This is a genomic window from Aeromicrobium sp. Leaf272, assembly GCF_001422865.1.
In the GTDB taxonomy this organism is placed as follows: domain Bacteria; phylum Actinomycetota; class Actinomycetes; order Propionibacteriales; family Nocardioidaceae; genus Aeromicrobium.
In genome coordinates, this window is the sequence record NZ_LMMY01000014.1 from 34,685 (window position 1) to 49,477 (window position 14,793).

Below are 14,793 nucleotides of genomic sequence, written 5' to 3' on the forward strand. Positions count from 1 at the left end.
GACGACGAGCCACAGCGACGCGGCCGCAAGGCACGACCGAGCCGGAGCGACGCAGCAGCAGCCGAAGACCCACCTCGAGCGACGCAGCAGCAGGTCGAGCCCCAGCCGCACCGACGAAGCCGCAGGCCGATCGTGACCCGACGTCGGCGATGATCGACCCATGGACGAGGCCTACGTCGAGCGCGTGCTGAGCCTGGTGGAGCTGATCCCGCCGGGTCGCGTGCTGCCGTACGGGCGCGTCGCGGAGCTGCTCGCGGGCGGCTACGGGCCGCGCTACGTCGGGCGGATCATGTCGGCGCACGGCCATGCCGTCTGCTGGTGGCGGGTCCCGCGCGCCGACGGCACCATGGTGCCGCCGCTCATGATCGAGGCGCAGGCGCACTGGGCCGACGAGGGGACGCCCGTGCGCAACGGCCGGGTGCACATGGCCGAGGCGCTGTGGACCGACGTCGATCCGGAGGGCACGGTCTGAGCGTGTCGGTGGTCTCTGCTCAGATGGTGGTGTGACCACGACCGAGTACCGCCTGCAGCGCGCCGGGGGCCCGGCGTCGGCAGGTCCCGCCGTGGTGCTCGACCCCAGCCAGCAGGCCGTGCTCGACCACGTCGCCACGACCGGCGGGCCGCTCCAGGTGCTCGCCGGCCCCGGCAGCGGCAAGACCACGACGCTGGTCGAGCTCGTGGCCCAGCGCGTGGAGTCCGGTGCGGTCCGCGCCGACGAGGTGCTCGTCCTCACCTTCAGCCGCGCCGCCGCGCAGGAGATCCGGGCCCGCATCGGGCGCCGGCTGGCCCGCACCACCTCCGCCACCTCGGCCATGACCTTCCACGCGTTCTGCTACGCCCTCGTGCGGGCCGAGCAGGACCTCGAGGAGTTCCGTCGGCCGGTCACCCTGCTCAGCGCACCCGAGCACGACGCCCGGCTGGCCGAGCTGCTCGACGGCACCGACCCCGAGAGCTGGCCGGTCCCGCTGCGCCAGGCGCTGCGCACGCGCGGCATGAGCACCGAGCTCCAGCGCCTGTTCGCCGCGGCGCGGGCGCAGGGACTCGACGCGGTCGACCTGCACGACATCGGCAGTGCGGCGGGCCGACCCGACTGGGTGGCCGCGTCGCTGTTCTTCGACGAGGTCACGGGTGTGGCCGCTCTCGAGGGCACCATCGACCACACCGACCTCGTGCACCACGCGGTCCGTCTGCTGGGCGACCCGGAGTGCCGCGACCGCTGGCGGCGTCGGCTCCGGCTCGTGGTGGTCGACGAGTTCCAGGACACCGACCCCCTGCAGGTCGAGCTGCTCCGGCGCCTCGCCGGCGACGGCCGCGACCTCGTGGTGGTCGGTGACCCCTACCAGTCCATCTACGGCTTCCGTGGGGCCGACGTGCGCGGCACGCTCGACTTCGGGGAGCGGTTCGCCACCGTCCGCGGGCCGGCCCCGGCGCTCACCCTGGCCCGCACCAACCGCTACGGCGCGGCGATCGCCGATGCCGTCAGGTCGGTCGTCGAGAACCGTGGGGTGTTCGGAGCGCTCGACGCCGACCGCTTCGAGGCCCTGCGGTCGCCGGCCACCGACCCGTCGCGCACGGGCGAGGTGCAGGTGCGCACCTTCACGTCGGCCACGGCCGAGGCCGAGCACGTGGCACTGCTGCTGCGCGAGGCCCACCTGGCGGCCGAGCCGCCGGTGCCGTGGGAGCGCATGGCCGTCCTGGTGCGGTCGGCCCCGCACCTCGACCGGCTGCACCGGGCGCTCAGCGCCGCAGGCGTCCCCGTCGACGTGGCGGGCGACGAGCTCCCGCTGGCCGTGGAGCCGGCGGTGCGTGCCCTGCTGGCCGGCCTGCACGCCGCCCAGGCCCTCATCGACCACGACGCCCTCGACCCCGAGGCCGCCACGGCGCTGCTCACCGGACCTCTCGGCGGTCTCGACGCCGCCGCGCTGCGTCGGCTCGGTCGGGTGCTGCGCACCGACGACACCGCCCGCAACGGCTCGCCCCGTGCGTCGCGAGTGCTGCTCGCCGAGGCGCTGGCCGACCCCCACCTGCTCGACACCCTGGTGGTCGAGGGCCCGGCGGCGTCGGCCGTCGAAGCCGCCCGTCGCGTGGCCCGACTGCTGTCCTCTGCCGTCGCCCTCGTGCGCGGCGGCGCCTCGGCCGAGGAGGTGCTGTGGGAGCTGTGGGACGGCACGTCGTGGCCGGCCCGCCTGCGCGCCGAGGCCGAGGGCGGCGGCGACGGTGCGGCGCGTGCGCACCACGACCTCGACGCGCTGTGCGCCCTGTTCGCCGAGGCGGCCCGGGCCGAGGAGCGCCAGGCGCACCGCGGCGTCCGCGAGGTCGTGCGCGCCCTCGAGGCCCAGCAGATCCCCGCCGGGACGCTCACCGGGGCGACCGACCTCGTGTCGGGGGTCCAGCTCATGACCGCGCACCGTTCCAAGGGCCTGGAGTGGGACCTCGTGGTCGTCGCCGGGGTGCAGGACGGCGAGTGGCCCGACACCCGGTTGCGCAGCAGCCTGCTGCAGCCCGACCGCCTGACCCGCGATGGCCTCGGACCGTACCCGTCGGTGCGCGAGGCGGTGGCCGAGGAGCGCCGCCTGTTCTACGTGGCGTGCAGTCGCGCGCGCGAGCACCTCGTGGTCACGGCGGTCGCCAGCGGCTCCGACGAGGGCGACCAGCCCTCGCGCTTCGTCGGCGAGCTGCACGCGCACCTGTCGGCAGCCGACGACCCGAGCGCCCGCCCGGCCCCGCGGACCCTTCCGCCGGCCGAGCACCGGCCGCGCCGAGCACTGTCGCTGCGGTCGGCCGTGGCCGAGCTGCGCCGCATCGGCGAGCACACCCGTGACCCCGACGAGCGTCGACGCGTGGCCGAGCAGCTGGCTCGGCTGTCCACCCACCCGGCCGGTCGTTCGGCGCACCCGTCCGCCTGGTGGGGCCTGGCCGAGCGCACCGAGTCCGACGCTCCGTGGCGTCCCGACGACCAACCCCTGCGGCTCTCGGGCAGCCAGGTCTCGGCCCTCATGCAGTGCCCGCTGCGGTGGTTCCTCGACCACGAGGCCCACGGCGCGCAGGCCACCACGAGTGCGCAGGGCTTCGGCTCCATCGTGCACGCCATCGCCGCCGACGTCGTGCGTTCGGGCCGCGAGCCCGATGCCGACGAGCTCGCCACGCACCTCGACGACGTCTGGGCCCAGCTCGACCTCCCGCCGTGGATCAGCGAGCGCGAACGCGGCGAGGCGGTGCAGGCGCTCGGCCGCTTCGTCCAGTGGCACCGCGACAACCCGCGCGACGTGCTGGCGGCGGAGCACCCGTTCGAGGTCGAGATCGAGGTCGAGGGGCGCGCCGTGGCGCTCAAGGGCTCGATGGACCGCGTCGAGAGGTCCGCCGACGGGGTCCACGTCGTCGACCTCAAGACCGGCAAGGGCTCGCCGTCGCGCGACGAGCTCGCCGAGCACCCCCAGCTGGGCCTGTACCAGCTGGTCGTCCAGCACGGCGCCACCCGGGACCTGGCCGGCGACGCGCCACCCGCCGGGGCCGAGCTGGTCCAGCTGCGCCAGGAGAGCCGGGGCGTCACCAAGGTCCAGCAGCAGGTTCCCCCACCCGCTGACGCGCCGTCCGACGCGCCGTTCTTCGCGGTCGAGCAGCTGCGTCGCAGCGTCCACACGCTCGTCCACGAGGAGGTCGCCGCCACCGAGGCCACCGGCGGCTGCGGGTACTGCCAGTTCACCCGGGTCTGTCCCGCCCACGACGCCGGCGCGTCGATCCTGGTCCGTGAGCACCGGCGCGCTGTCGCCGAGGAGGGGGAGTCGTCGTGACCATGCTCGTCCGCGACATCGACCACCTGCGCGAGCTCACCGGCATCCCGTTCTCGCAGCCCCAGGCCGACGCCATCACCGCCGGGCTCGACCGCCCGGGCGCGATCATCGCCGGCGCCGGGTCGGGCAAGACCACCGTCATGGCGGCGCGCGTGCTCTGGCTCGTGGGTCACGTCGGCATCGCGCCCGAGCGGATCCTCGGGCTCACCTTCACCAACAAGGCGGCCGCAGAGCTGGGGCAGCGCATCCGGGCCGACCTGGAGCACCTGCCGCACGACCCGCAGCAGCCCTGGGCCGACGCCACCGCGTCGACCTACCACGCCTTCGCCGGCTCCCTCATCGCCGAGCACGGCCTCCGCCTGGGCGTCGAGCCCGACCTGCGGGTCGTCACCGACGCCTCGCGCTTCCAGCGGGCGGCACGCGTGGTCAGCACCTACGACCGACCGCTCCAGAGGGTGAGCACGCACCTGCCCACGCTCGTCCAGGACGTCATGTCCCTCGACGCCCAGCTCTCGGAGCACCTCGTGGATCCGGCCGAGCTGCGCGACCACGACGCGGCCGTCATCGCCGAGTACGACGCCGTCGGCAAGCCGGCCCTGCTCCGCGACGCGGCCGTGGCGGCGCAGAAGCGCACCGAGCTGAGCCTCCTGGTCGAGGCGTACCGGTCCGCCAAGGCCGACGACGGGGTCATGGACTTCTCCGACCAGATGGCCTGGGGCGCGCAGCTGGCCGCGCTGCCCGAGGTGGGCCAGGCGCTGCGCGAGCGCTACGACGTCGTGCTGCTCGACGAGTACCAGGACACCTCGGTCGCGCAGCGCGACCTGCTCACGGCGCTCTTCGCGGGCCTGCCCGTCACCGCCGTGGGCGATCCCGCGCAGGGCATCTACGGCTGGCGGGGTGCTGCGGCCGGCAACCTCGAGGAGTTCCTCGACGACTTCCCGGCGGCCGACGGGTCGCGAGGACGGCAGTTCTCCCTCGTCGAGACCCGACGCTGCCCGCCGGAGGTGATCGACGCGGCGAACCACCTCGCCGCCCCCTTCTACGCCACGTCGTCGGTCGTCCAGCCGCTCACGTCGGCCGCGACGACGACCGGTCGGGTCGACGTCGCGCTGCACGGCACCGTCGACGACGAGATCGCCGCCATGGTCACCGAGATCGTCGCCGAGCACGAGGGTGGCCGGGCCTGGAGCGACATCGCGGTCCTGGTCCGCGTCGGCCGCGAGAACGGCGAGATCGTCAAGGCGCTGCGCGACGCGCACGTCCCGTTCGAGATCGTGGGCCTCTCCGGCCTGCTGGCCCAGCCCGAGGTGCTCGACGTGCTGTCGCTCCTGGAGGTCGTCGACGACGTCACCGCCAACCCGGCCCTGCTGCGCCTGCTCACCGGGCCGCGCTGGAACATCGGCCCGCGCGACCTCGCGCTGCTCGGCCGTCGTGCCGCCTCGCTGAGCGGGCGCACCCTGGGTCGCGACGACGACAGCACCCTCGCGCAGGAGCTCGCCCGGGCGGTCGAGGGCACCGACCCCACCGAGGTGGTCGCGCTGGCCGAGGCCCTCGACGACCCGGGCGACCTGCCGTACGACCCGCGTGCGCGCCACCGGTTCGCCGACCTCGCGCGCGTGGTCCACCGGGTCAGGTCCCACGTCGGGGAGCCGCTGCTCGACCTGGCACGCCGAGCCGTGCGTGCCCTCGACCTCGACATCGAGCTCGAGGCGGGAGAGGTCGAGGGTGCCTCCGACAACCTGGCCACCTTCCTCGACGCGGTGGCCGACTACGCCGCGAGCGACCGCTACGCCTCGCTGACCGGACTCGTGGCCTACCTCCAGGCCGAGAACGAGTTCAACGAGGGCATGGACGTCACGACCCCCTCGGAGTCCGACTCCGTCAAGCTGCTCACGATCCACCGGGCGAAGGGCCTGGAGTGGGGTGCGGTGTTCGTGCCGCTCGTGAGCGACGGGGTGTTCCCCTCGGGACGGGGTCGGTCCAGCTGGCTGACCAACGGCTCGGTCCTGCCGTACCCGCTGCGCGGCGACGCAGGCTCGCTCGCTCCGCTGGCGGAGTGGACCCCGGCCGCGGGCAAGGAGTTCGATGCGCGACGCAAGGCCGACTCCCTCGGGGAGGAGCTCCGGCTGGGCTACGTGGCGTACACGCGCGCCAAGCAGCGGGTCGTCGTGAGCGGTCACTGGTGGGGGCGCACGCAGAAGAAGCCGCGCGGACCGTCGGACTTCCTGGTGCGCACCCGCGACCACCTGGCCGGCCTCGGGGTCGAGCCGCTGGTCTGGGCCGATCCGCCCCCCGACGACGAGACCAACCCCCACCTCGTGCTGTCCGACGGCATCGCCTGGCCGGTGGAGCCGCCACCGGTCGACGGCCGTCGCGCGCTGGCCCGCGAGGTGGAGGTGGTGCTGGCCTCGTCCGCCGAGCCGACGGCCGAGCTCCCCGTCCCGGGCGATCGGGTGGCCGAGCTGTCCCAGGAGATCGACCTGCTCCTGGCCGAGGCCGACGCGGCCGCGTCGGCGGAGCGGCCGGTGCCACTGCCGCCCACGCTCTCGGCCACAGCCGTGCTGGCCCTGGCCGACGACGAGTCGGCGTTCGCGCGCTCGCTCGCACGGCCCATGCCTCGACGGCCTTCGGCCGCCGCACGCTTCGGCACCCGGTTCCACGCGTGGATCGAGGCCCACTACGGCCAGCAGCCGCTGCTCGACCCCGCCGACCTGCCCGGACAGGGCGACGTCGAGATCAGCGACGACGCCGAGCTCGACGAGGTCATCGCGTTGTTCGAGGCCGGACCGTTCGGCCAGCGCACGCCGCACACGGTCGAGGCGCCCTTCTCGTTGCTGCTCGGCGGTCAGCAGGTGGTGGGGCGGATCGACGCGGTGTTCTCGACGTCGACCCCCGAGGGCCCCGGCTTCGAGGTCGTGGACTGGAAGACCAACCGGCGGGCCGACGCCGACCCGCTCCAGCTCAGCCTCTACCGGTTGGCGTGGGCCGAGCTGCACGACGTCGACCCGGCGCGCGTGTCCGGGGCGTTCTACTACGTGCGACTCGGTGAGGTCGTGCGGTTCGCGCCCGAGGAGCTGCTCGACCGCGCTGCGCTCGAGACGCTCCTCGCGCCTGGCGCGTGAGCCGCCGAGCCGACCCCACCTAGGCTGTCGGGGTGAGTGATCCCGCACCGTTCGCCTTCGACCGCGCCCGCCACGACCGTGCCGGCCACCTGCGTGCCCACGACGCGTGGGACGGCCCCGACGTCGAGGTCCTGGTGCTCGGCGGCGAGCACGTGGCCACCGTCGACGGGCCCGCACTGCGGTGGCTCCCGCGCGACGAGGCGCCCGACGGCACGTGGATCTTCCTGGGTGAGCAGGACGGCGTCCGCCGCGCAGCCGTCGTGGTCGACCGGGTCCCCGCCGACCTGGTGCCGGTCAGCGTCCGGGTGCTGGCGCCGCTGCTGGGCGCCGACGAGCTGTCGGTGGCCGTGCACGCGGTGGGCATGGCCCGGTGGCTGGCCGCCACCCCCTTCTGCCCCCGTTGTGGCGGGGCCACGCAGGTCCAGGCCGCGGGCCACCTGCGGCACTGCACCCAGTGCGGGACGAACCACTTCCCGCGCACGGATCCCGCCGTGATCATGCTGGTGACCGACGACCGGGACCGGGCCCTCCTCGGCCACCAGGCGACGTGGCCCGAGGGGCGATGGTCCACGCTGGCGGGCTTCGTGGAACCGGGGGAGAGCCTCGAGGACGCCGTGCGGCGCGAGGTCCACGAGGAGGCCGGCGTGGTCGTCGGCGAGGTCGCCTACGGCGGGAGCCAGCCTTGGCCGTTCCCCGCGAGCCTGATGCTCGGGTTCTTCGGCAAGGCCGTCACCACGGACATCGAGGTCGACGGTGTGGAGCTCGGCGCGGCGCAGTGGGTCACGCGCGAGGAGCTGCGCGCCCAGGGTGAGGCCGGCACGCTGCTGCTGCCTCCGAGCGGCGTCTCGATCTCGAGCTGGCTCATCGAGACGTGGTACCAGGGGCCGTTGCCGGCTGCCTGGTTCTGACTGGCCGACACCTCACGCGGCCGGCAACGGCACGCGACGGTCGCGACTCCGCTCGCAGGGCTCGCGGGTGTCGCCACCATCGCTCCCCGCGCTGACGCGCGGCCCTGCTCGTCGCGCTGCCGCGCGCCGTGGGGTCGGTTCGTGGCCCGCTCGGGCTTCGGGGAGCAGTCAGGGGTGTTTCAGACGCCGAGCTGGGCCTTGACCTGGGCGACGGAGGGGTTGGTCAGGGCGGTGCCGTCGGCGAAGACCAGCGTGGGCACGGTCTGGTTGCCGTTGTTGGCCTTCTCGACCACCGCTGCGGCCTCGGGCTGGGCCTCGATGTCGACCTCGGCGAAGTTGGTGATGCCCTCGCGCTGCAGCTGCGACTTGAGGCGGTGGCAGTAGCCGCACCACGGGGTCGAGTAGAGGGTGAAGTCGCCGGTCATCGTTGTCTCCTGTGACGTCTAGGGTGGTCCTGTCGAGTCAACGATCTCGCGCCCCGCGACATTCCACCTCCCCACTGTGGCGAGCGCGGTCGCCGGCTCCCGCGAGCGACCCGCTCGACGTCACCAGCTCGACCACACCGAACCGACCATCGACCGACCCGCAGGAGCGTGCGTTGCCCACCCCCGAGGACCTCCTGGAGAACCTCGACCCCGAGCAGCGGGCCGCCGCCACCGCGCTGCGGGGGCCGGTCTGCATCGTGGCCGGTGCCGGCACGGGCAAGACCCGGGCCATCACCCACCGCATCGCCTACGGCGTGGCCACGGGCCTGTACGTGCCCACCGAGGTGCTGGCCCTGACCTTCACGACCCGCGCCGCCGGCGAGATGCGGGGTCGCCTCGCGCAGCTGCAGGCGCCGGGGGTGCAGGCGCGCACCTTCCACTCGGCCGCGCTGCGCCAGGCGCGCTACTTCTGGCCGCAGGTCTACGGCACCGAGCTACCCGAGATCGTCGCCTCCAAGTTCGGTCTGGTCGCCGAGGCCGCCAACCGCGAAGGCATCCGGCGCCCCGACAACGCCGTCATCCGCGACCTCGCCGCCGAGGTGGAGTGGGCCAAGGTCAGCAACGTCCGTGGCACCGACTACCCCGACGTCGCACGACGCCGGGGTCGCGAGGTCGCCGACCTCGACCCCACCCGCGTCGCGGCCGTCATGAGCGCCTACGAGGACGTCAAGCGCGAGCGGGGGCGCATCGACTTCGAGGACATCCTGCTCATCACCGCGGCGATCCTCGCCGACGACGAGCGCATCGCCGCCCAGGTCCGACGGCAGTACCGCTGGTTCGTGGTCGACGAGTACCAGGACGTCAACCCGCTGCAGTCCACGCTGCTCGACCTGTGGCTCGGTGGCCGCGACGACGTGTGCGTCGTGGGTGACCCGCGGCAGACGATCTACACGTTCGCCGGCGCCTCGCCGCGCATCCTCGGGGACTTCGCGCAGCGCTACCCCGACGCCGAGCGGATCCAGCTGGTGCGCAACTACCGCTCCACGCCGCAGGTGGTGGCCGTCGCGAACGCGGTGTTCCAGGGGGCCGCGGGCGAGGCGCACGGCCGACCGCTGCAGTCGCAGGCCGCGCCAGCGGAGCCCGTCCGCTACCTCGGCCACAACGACGAGCCGAGCGAGGCCGCGTCGGTGGCCGACGAGATCGTGCGTCTTCACCGCTCGGGCGTGCCGTACCGCGAGATGGCGGTGCTGTTCCGCATCAACGCGCAGTCCGAGGCGTTCGAGGAGGCCTTCGGCGAGCGCGACATCCCCGTCACCCTGCGCGGGGTCGAGGGGTACTTCCAGCGTGCCGAGGTCCGTCAGGCGGTCACGCTGCTGCGCGGTGCGGCGCGAGCCGGCGACGACGGCACCGACGCCACCACCGATGCCGGGTCACCGGACCACGGACGTCTCGGCCACGAGGTGCGCGCGGTGCTGGCGAGCATGGGCCACACCGAGACGGCTCCGTCCGGCAGCGGCGCCACCCGCGACCGGTGGGAGTCGCTGCATGCGCTCGTCACCATGGCCGACGACCTCGCCGAGGCCCGCGGTGACGCCACGTTGGCCGATCTCCTGGCCGACCTCGAACGACGTGCCCAGGCGTCGCACGCACCCACGGCCGAGGGCGTCACGCTGGCCACCCTCCACGCCGCGAAGGGCCTGGAGTGGGATGCCGTGTTCTGCGTCGGCATGCACGAGGGCATGCTCCCGATCGTCCACGCCGACACGCCCGAGGGGGTGGCCGAGGAGCGCCGACTGTTCTACGTCGGCGTCACCCGCGCACGCCGCCACCTGACGATCTCCTGGTCGCGGGCCCGCAAGCCCGGCGGACGTCAGGGCCGCAAGCCCACCCGCTTCCTCGATCCTCTGCTGCCGCCGGACCACCCGTCCCGCGGCGGCACGGTGGGCCCACGCCCCAAGAAGCGCACCAACACCGAGCTCGAGGCGCTCGACCCGGCCGACCGCGCCCTGTTCGACCGGCTCAAGCAGTGGCGGAGCGAGCAGGCGGCCGAGGCCAAGGTGCCGGCCTACGTCGTGTTCACCGACGCCACGCTGCTCGCGCTGGTGGAGCTGCGCCCGCGCGACGAGCGCGGACTCGTGGGCATCCCCGGCATCGGCCAGACCAAGCGCGAGCGCTACGGCGAGGGCGTGCTGGCGGTGCTCAGCGCGTCGGACTAGCCGCGCGCGAGGGTCGAGCGAGCGGTCCCCACCACGGCGTCGGTGAGCCCGTCGAGCAGTGCCGAGGGTGTGCGCCACCGTTGCCACCACAGGACGGTGCGCATCGTCGGACCGCCCAGGTCCACCAGGAGAGGGTGCTCCCGCGCGTGCTGTCGCGGTACCAGGCCCCAGCCGAGGCCGAGCGCGACCGCGCGGGTGAAGTCGTGCGACGAGGGGACCAGGTGGCGCGGCGTGGCATCGGCATCGACGTCACGCGTGGTGAGCCAGTCCCGCTGGAGCGTGTCGGTGCGGTCGTAGTCGACGCGCGGGGCCTGCCGGAGGGCCGCGGTGTCGACGCCGTCCGGCGCCCAGCGTCGGACCCACGACGGCGCGGCCATGGCGCGGTACTCGATCGCACCGAGCGGTTCGACGCGGCACCCGGGAACGGGGTCGCTCTGCGCGGTGATCGCCGCGACGACCGTGCCGTCCTCGAGCATCCCGGCGGTCCGGCTCTGGTCCTCGCGGTGCAGCTCGACCTCCACGTCGTGCGAGGCGGTGAACGCGGCCAGGGCGTCGAGGAACCAGGTGGCCAGCGAGTCGGCGTTGACGGCCACCGCCAGGTGCGGTCGACGTGGGCCGGTCAGACCGAGCTCGGTCGCGACGTCCTGGTCCAGCAGGGCGACACGACGGGCGTACCGCAGGACGGCCTCGCCGGCATCGGTCGCCCTGACGGGAGTGCTACGGACGAGCAGCCTCTGCCCGAGCGCCTGCTCGAGCGCCTTGACCCGCTGGCTCACCGCCGACGGGGTCACGTGCAGCTGACGCGCCGCGGCGTCGAAGGTCCCGGCGTCGACGACCGCCGCCACGGTCCGGGCGGCCACGGGGTCGGTCCACATGAAGCAAGTCTAATGACACTGCAGGATTCTTCGCTGTACCTGAGGATCGATCCTCCCTAGCGTGGACGTCATGACCAGCCTTCTCGCGGGACTCGGCACCGGGCTCGCGCTCATCGTGGCCATCGGCGCACAGAACGCGTTCGTGCTGCGCCAGGGCCTGCGCCGCGAGCACGTGGGCCTCGTGGTGGCCGTGTGCGCGCTCTCCGACCTCGTGCTCATCGGCGTCGGCGTGACCGGCCTCGGTCGCGTGGTCGACGCCGTGCCGTGGTTCGTCGACGCAGCGCGGTGGGGTGGCGCGGCCTTCCTGGCGGGGTACGCGGTCCTCGCGGCACGGCGGGCCCTGTCCTCGAGCGGCGAGGCGCTCGAGGTCGGCGCGGGAGCGGCGTCCTCGGACGCCGACCGGGCCCCCGGGGTGCTGAAGGTCCGCTCCTCCGCCACCCGCGTGGCGGCGACCGCCCTCGCGCTGACGTGGCTGAACCCGCACGTCTACCTCGACACGGTGGTGCTCCTCGGCTCGGTGGCCGCCTCCCACGGGGGGAGCCGCCTCTGGTTCGCGGTCGGCGCGATGACGGCGAGCGTGCTCTGGTTCGGTGGCCTCGGGTACGGGGCGCGGCACCTCGGCCGATGGCTGCGGGACGCGAGGGCCTGGCGGATCCTCGACGGGGTGATCGCCTGCCTGATGCTCGTGCTGGCCGTCACGCTGGTCGTCGGAGGCTGAGGGGTCGAACGGATCCCTCAGGGCGGTGGGGCCGAGCCGGGTCGACCGGGCCCGGTCACTCGGGCGGTGCCCACGAGGAGGGGACGAACCCCGGGACGGACTCCTCCAGGATCGAGCGGAACGGGGCGGTGGCACCGAGCTGGCAGAGCACGCCGACGCCGCCGATCCACACCCGGTGGATCAGCAGGTACTCCGGCGGCAGGTTGATCTTCAGCGACGTCGACATGCCCTCGCCGCCGAGACCCACCCGGGTGGCCTGGTCGCGCAGCCAGGCCCGCGAGAAGGTGAACTCCTCGGCCACGGCGGGCTCGACGAACGGCGCGACGTAGGCGGCCATCACCTCGGGGTCGATCTTCGTGCCGGGCCGCAGGAATCCCTCGCCGCGCAGACCGTCGGTCACCGCCTCGGCATCACCGGAGACGGCGGCCGTGAGCAGCGGTCCCAGGGCGCGGGGGAGCCCGTCGGGGAGGTGGGCGACCGCACCGAAGTCGACGATCCCCAGGCGCCCGTCGGGCAGGATCCGGAAGTTGCCGGGGTGCGGATCGGCGTGCAGCATGCCCACGCGATCGGGGCTCGCGAGCAGGAACCGCACGTACCGCGAACCGTAGAGGTCGCGGTCGGCCTGGCTGCCGGAGCGGATCAGCTCGGCGAGCGAGCTCGTGCTCTCCATCCACTCGCTCACGAGCACGCGCTCGGTGCCGTCGACGACGGCCGGGACCATGAGGTCGGGGTCGTCGCGGTACTCCTCGTGGAAGCGCTGCTGCGCCGTGGCCTCGAGCCGGTAGTCGAGCTCCTCGACCACCCGCTCCTCCAGCTCGGCGAGGAGGGCCTTGACGTCGATGCCCGGTGCGAGGACACCGAGGAGCCGCGAGATCCTCGAGAGCTGGCGCAGGTCCGACCGCAGTGCCTTCGCCGCACCCGGGTACTGGATCTTGACGGCGACCTCGCGGCCGTCGTGCCAGCGCCCGCGGTGCACCTGGCCGATGGACGCGGCCGCGGCCGGCTGGTCACCGATCTCCACGAGCCGCTCCCGCCAGTCCTCGCCCAGCTCGGCGACGAGCTGGCGGTGCACGACGGCCACGGGCATCGGCGGCGCGGCGTCCTGGAGCTTGGTGAGGGTCTCGCGGTAGGGCGCGGCGATCTCCTCGGGGAGGGCGGCCTCGAAGATGCTCATGGCCTGGCCGACCTTCATCGCCCCGCCCTTGAGCTGACCGAGCACGGTGAACACCTGCTCAGCGGTGCGGCGCTGCACCTCGGTGACCACGGCGTCGGCGGGAGCACCGCCGATGCGACGTCCGACGCCGAGGGCCGTCCGCCCCGCGAAGCCCACGGGGAGGGCCGCGAGCCTGGCCCCACGCGTGAAGGCACCGACAGGCAGTGACGAGCGCGAGCGTCGGCTCGAACCACCGTCGGTGGGCTCGACCTCGTCCTCGTCATGGGTCACGACCTCAGGATAGGTCGATCGTCCTCACTCGGCCCGGTGCAGGAGGCTCGTGCAGCCCTCGTGGACGAGGACGGCTTCGTGCTCGAGCCGCCTGCCACCGAGGTGCAGCACCGCTCCCACCGTCTCGGGCCGGCGGCGCTCGGCCCACGCGAGGGTCTGCTCGGCCGCGAGTGCGGCGGCCCGGAGCACCAGGCTCGTGGCCGGACGAGGTGGTGGAGCCGGGACGAGGGGCCGGCCGAGCTGGGGGAGCGTGGCACGCCACGCCGGGTCCCACGCGGCACGCGCCGCGTCGTGGCAGCCGAGGCACGGTGTGCGACCGGCGAGCGTGAGCGGACCCAGGCGCCCCCAGTCGTCACCGAGCACGAGCGGGAGGACCGGCACGCCGGTCTCGACGGCGCGTGCCACCCAGCCGCGCGGCGGCTCGCCCGCCGCCACCAGCACGAGGAGCGCCGACGCGTCGGACGGGTCGGGGCGCAGTCCGAGGTCGTCGAGGGCGGTCCGGACGAGAGCCGCCGCCCTCTGGCTGCCGCCCCAGGCCTGCACGCGCAGCGTGAGTGCCGGGGGAGCAGTGGGCGGGTGCGGGTCGAGTGCTCCTCGCGCCACGAGCTCGTTGACCACGGCGGTCACGTCGTCGACGAGCTCGGGCACCCGTTCCGACGCCAGGCGGGCGAGCGCGTCGAGCCCGCGCCCGTCGAGCAGGCGCAGCAGCTGCACGAGTCCGGGCCGGTCGGGAACCAGGACACCCGGCCGCCCACCGACCACGAGGGTGCGGGCGTCCCGACGGACGACGTCGCCACCGGGAGGCAGGACGGGCCGCAGCTGCATGGCCCCAGCCTGCCGAGCGCACCCGGACCTGACGAGGCCGACGTCCACAGCGGACGCGGCCGAGCCGGCGCAGGGTTCGGCTCAGGCCTTGCCGAGGATGCGGTTCAGCTTGGTGCCGCACTCCGGGCAGGTGCCCTTCGCCATCCGGGTGCCCTTCTCGCTGACGACGACGTCGCCCGTGGCCTCGCGCTTGTCCTTGCACTTGACGCAGTAGAACTCGCCGCTCCAGGTCTCCGACATGGCTGCCTCCCGTGGGTGTGGTGCTCGTCACACGCACTCTAGCGGCCACTCGGTCCGGGAGCCTCGGGTCGCAGCCAGGGCGAGTCCCCGGCGGGCCTGGACGGTGGCGCCGGGGCGGGTTTCGAACCGGGCTCGCGGGGGGCGGAGGCGGACATGGAGCAGCCGGGCTCCCGAGGGGGTCTGCCTTCCCCTGCGGACCGTGTTCGGGAGCCCGGCTGAGGGACAACGT

11 protein-coding genes are annotated in these 14,793 nt (G+C 74.1%); 6 read left to right on the plus strand and 5 right to left on the minus strand.

Annotated elements, in window-relative coordinates:
* Window positions 1–160: 160 nt before the first annotated feature.
* The 4 genes from ASF38_RS13050 to nudC are packed head-to-tail and all read left to right on the plus strand — an operon-like array spanning window position 161 to window position 7,821.
* Window positions 161–472, plus strand: a complete 312-nt coding sequence (locus ASF38_RS13050) for an MGMT family protein (protein WP_056553730.1) — start codon at window positions 161–163, stop codon at window positions 470–472.
* A 31-nt stretch (window positions 473–503) separates the two neighbouring features.
* Window positions 504–3,791 carry an ATP-dependent DNA helicase gene (locus tag ASF38_RS13055; protein WP_056576581.1) on the plus strand — a complete coding sequence of 1,096 codons (3,288 nt, stop codon included), beginning with the start codon at window positions 504–506 and terminating at the stop codon, window positions 3,789–3,791.
* Window positions 3,792–3,793: 2 nt separating this feature from the next.
* Window positions 3,794–6,913, plus strand: a complete 3,120-nt coding sequence (locus ASF38_RS13060) for an ATP-dependent DNA helicase (RefSeq protein WP_056577131.1) — start codon at window positions 3,794–3,796, stop codon at window positions 6,911–6,913.
* Window positions 6,914–6,945: 32 nt separating this feature from the next.
* Complete coding sequence (gene nudC, locus ASF38_RS13065) at window positions 6,946–7,821, plus strand: NAD(+) diphosphatase (protein WP_056576583.1); 876 nt, start codon at window positions 6,946–6,948, stop codon at window positions 7,819–7,821.
* Between the two features lie 179 nt (window positions 7,822–8,000).
* Here nudC and ASF38_RS13070 read toward each other — a convergent pair whose 3' ends face one another.
* Complete coding sequence (locus ASF38_RS13070; protein WP_055966639.1) at window positions 8,001–8,246, minus strand: mycoredoxin; 246 nt, start codon at window positions 8,244–8,246, stop codon at window positions 8,001–8,003.
* 173 nt (window positions 8,247–8,419) lie between these two features.
* Between ASF38_RS13070 and ASF38_RS13075 the strand changes: the two genes are divergently transcribed.
* The gene (locus ASF38_RS13075; protein ID WP_056553736.1) at window positions 8,420–10,462 is read left to right on the plus strand and encodes an ATP-dependent DNA helicase UvrD2; all 2,043 of its coding nucleotides are present in this window, start codon (window positions 8,420–8,422) and stop codon (window positions 10,460–10,462) included.
* On the opposite strand, the gene ASF38_RS13080 is transcribed toward ASF38_RS13075, so the two are convergent.
* Window positions 10,459–11,337 carry a LysR family transcriptional regulator ArgP gene (locus ASF38_RS13080; protein WP_056553739.1) on the minus strand — a complete coding sequence of 293 codons (879 nt, stop codon included), beginning with the start codon at window positions 11,335–11,337 and terminating at the stop codon, window positions 10,459–10,461. The genes ASF38_RS13075 and ASF38_RS13080 overlap by 4 nt on opposite strands.
* 70 nt (window positions 11,338–11,407) lie before the next feature.
* On the opposite strand from ASF38_RS13080, the gene ASF38_RS13085 reads away from it, so the two are divergent.
* The gene (locus tag ASF38_RS13085) at window positions 11,408–12,055 is read left to right on the plus strand and encodes a LysE/ArgO family amino acid transporter (protein WP_056577134.1); all 648 of its coding nucleotides are present in this window, start codon (window positions 11,408–11,410) and stop codon (window positions 12,053–12,055) included.
* Between the two features lie 55 nt (window positions 12,056–12,110).
* On the opposite strand, the gene ASF38_RS13090 is transcribed toward ASF38_RS13085, so the two are convergent.
* The 3 genes from ASF38_RS13090 to ASF38_RS18210 form a co-directional block, all read right to left on the minus strand.
* Window positions 12,111–13,499 (minus strand): AarF/ABC1/UbiB kinase family protein, encoded by a 1,389-nt coding sequence (locus ASF38_RS13090; protein ID WP_082480753.1) that lies wholly within the window; start codon window positions 13,497–13,499, stop codon window positions 12,111–12,113.
* A 24-nt stretch (window positions 13,500–13,523) separates the two neighbouring features.
* Window positions 13,524–14,324 carry a hypothetical protein gene (locus ASF38_RS13095; protein ID WP_055966649.1) on the minus strand — a complete coding sequence of 267 codons (801 nt, stop codon included), beginning with the start codon at window positions 14,322–14,324 and terminating at the stop codon, window positions 13,524–13,526.
* A gap of 81 nt (window positions 14,325–14,405) precedes the next feature.
* The gene (locus ASF38_RS18210) at window positions 14,406–14,564 is read right to left on the minus strand and encodes a DUF5679 domain-containing protein (protein ID WP_164468777.1); all 159 of its coding nucleotides are present in this window, start codon (window positions 14,562–14,564) and stop codon (window positions 14,406–14,408) included.
* Window positions 14,565–14,793 lie beyond the last annotated feature (229 nt).

Excerpts from the sequence above, each read along its gene's own strand:
- ASF38_RS13070 (WP_055966639.1), bottom strand. The coding sequence starts at position 8,246 with ATGACCGGCGACTTCACCCTCTACTCGACCCCGTGGTGCGGCTACTGC.
- ASF38_RS13085 (WP_056577134.1), top strand. The coding sequence starts at position 11,408 with ATGACCAGCCTTCTCGCGGGACTCGGCACCGGGCTCGCGCTCATCGTG.
- ASF38_RS13080 (WP_056553739.1), bottom strand. The coding sequence starts at position 11,337 with ATGTGGACCGACCCCGTGGCCGCCCGGACCGTGGCGGCGGTCGTCGAC.
- ASF38_RS18210 (WP_164468777.1), bottom strand. The coding sequence starts at position 14,564 with ATGTCGGAGACCTGGAGCGGCGAGTTCTACTGCGTCAAGTGCAAGGAC.
- ASF38_RS13060 (WP_056577131.1), top strand. The coding sequence starts at position 3,794 with ATGCTCGTCCGCGACATCGACCACCTGCGCGAGCTCACCGGCATCCCG.
- ASF38_RS13050 (WP_056553730.1), top strand. The coding sequence starts at position 161 with ATGGACGAGGCCTACGTCGAGCGCGTGCTGAGCCTGGTGGAGCTGATC.
- ASF38_RS13095 (WP_055966649.1), bottom strand. The coding sequence starts at position 14,324 with ATGCAGCTGCGGCCCGTCCTGCCTCCCGGTGGCGACGTCGTCCGTCGG.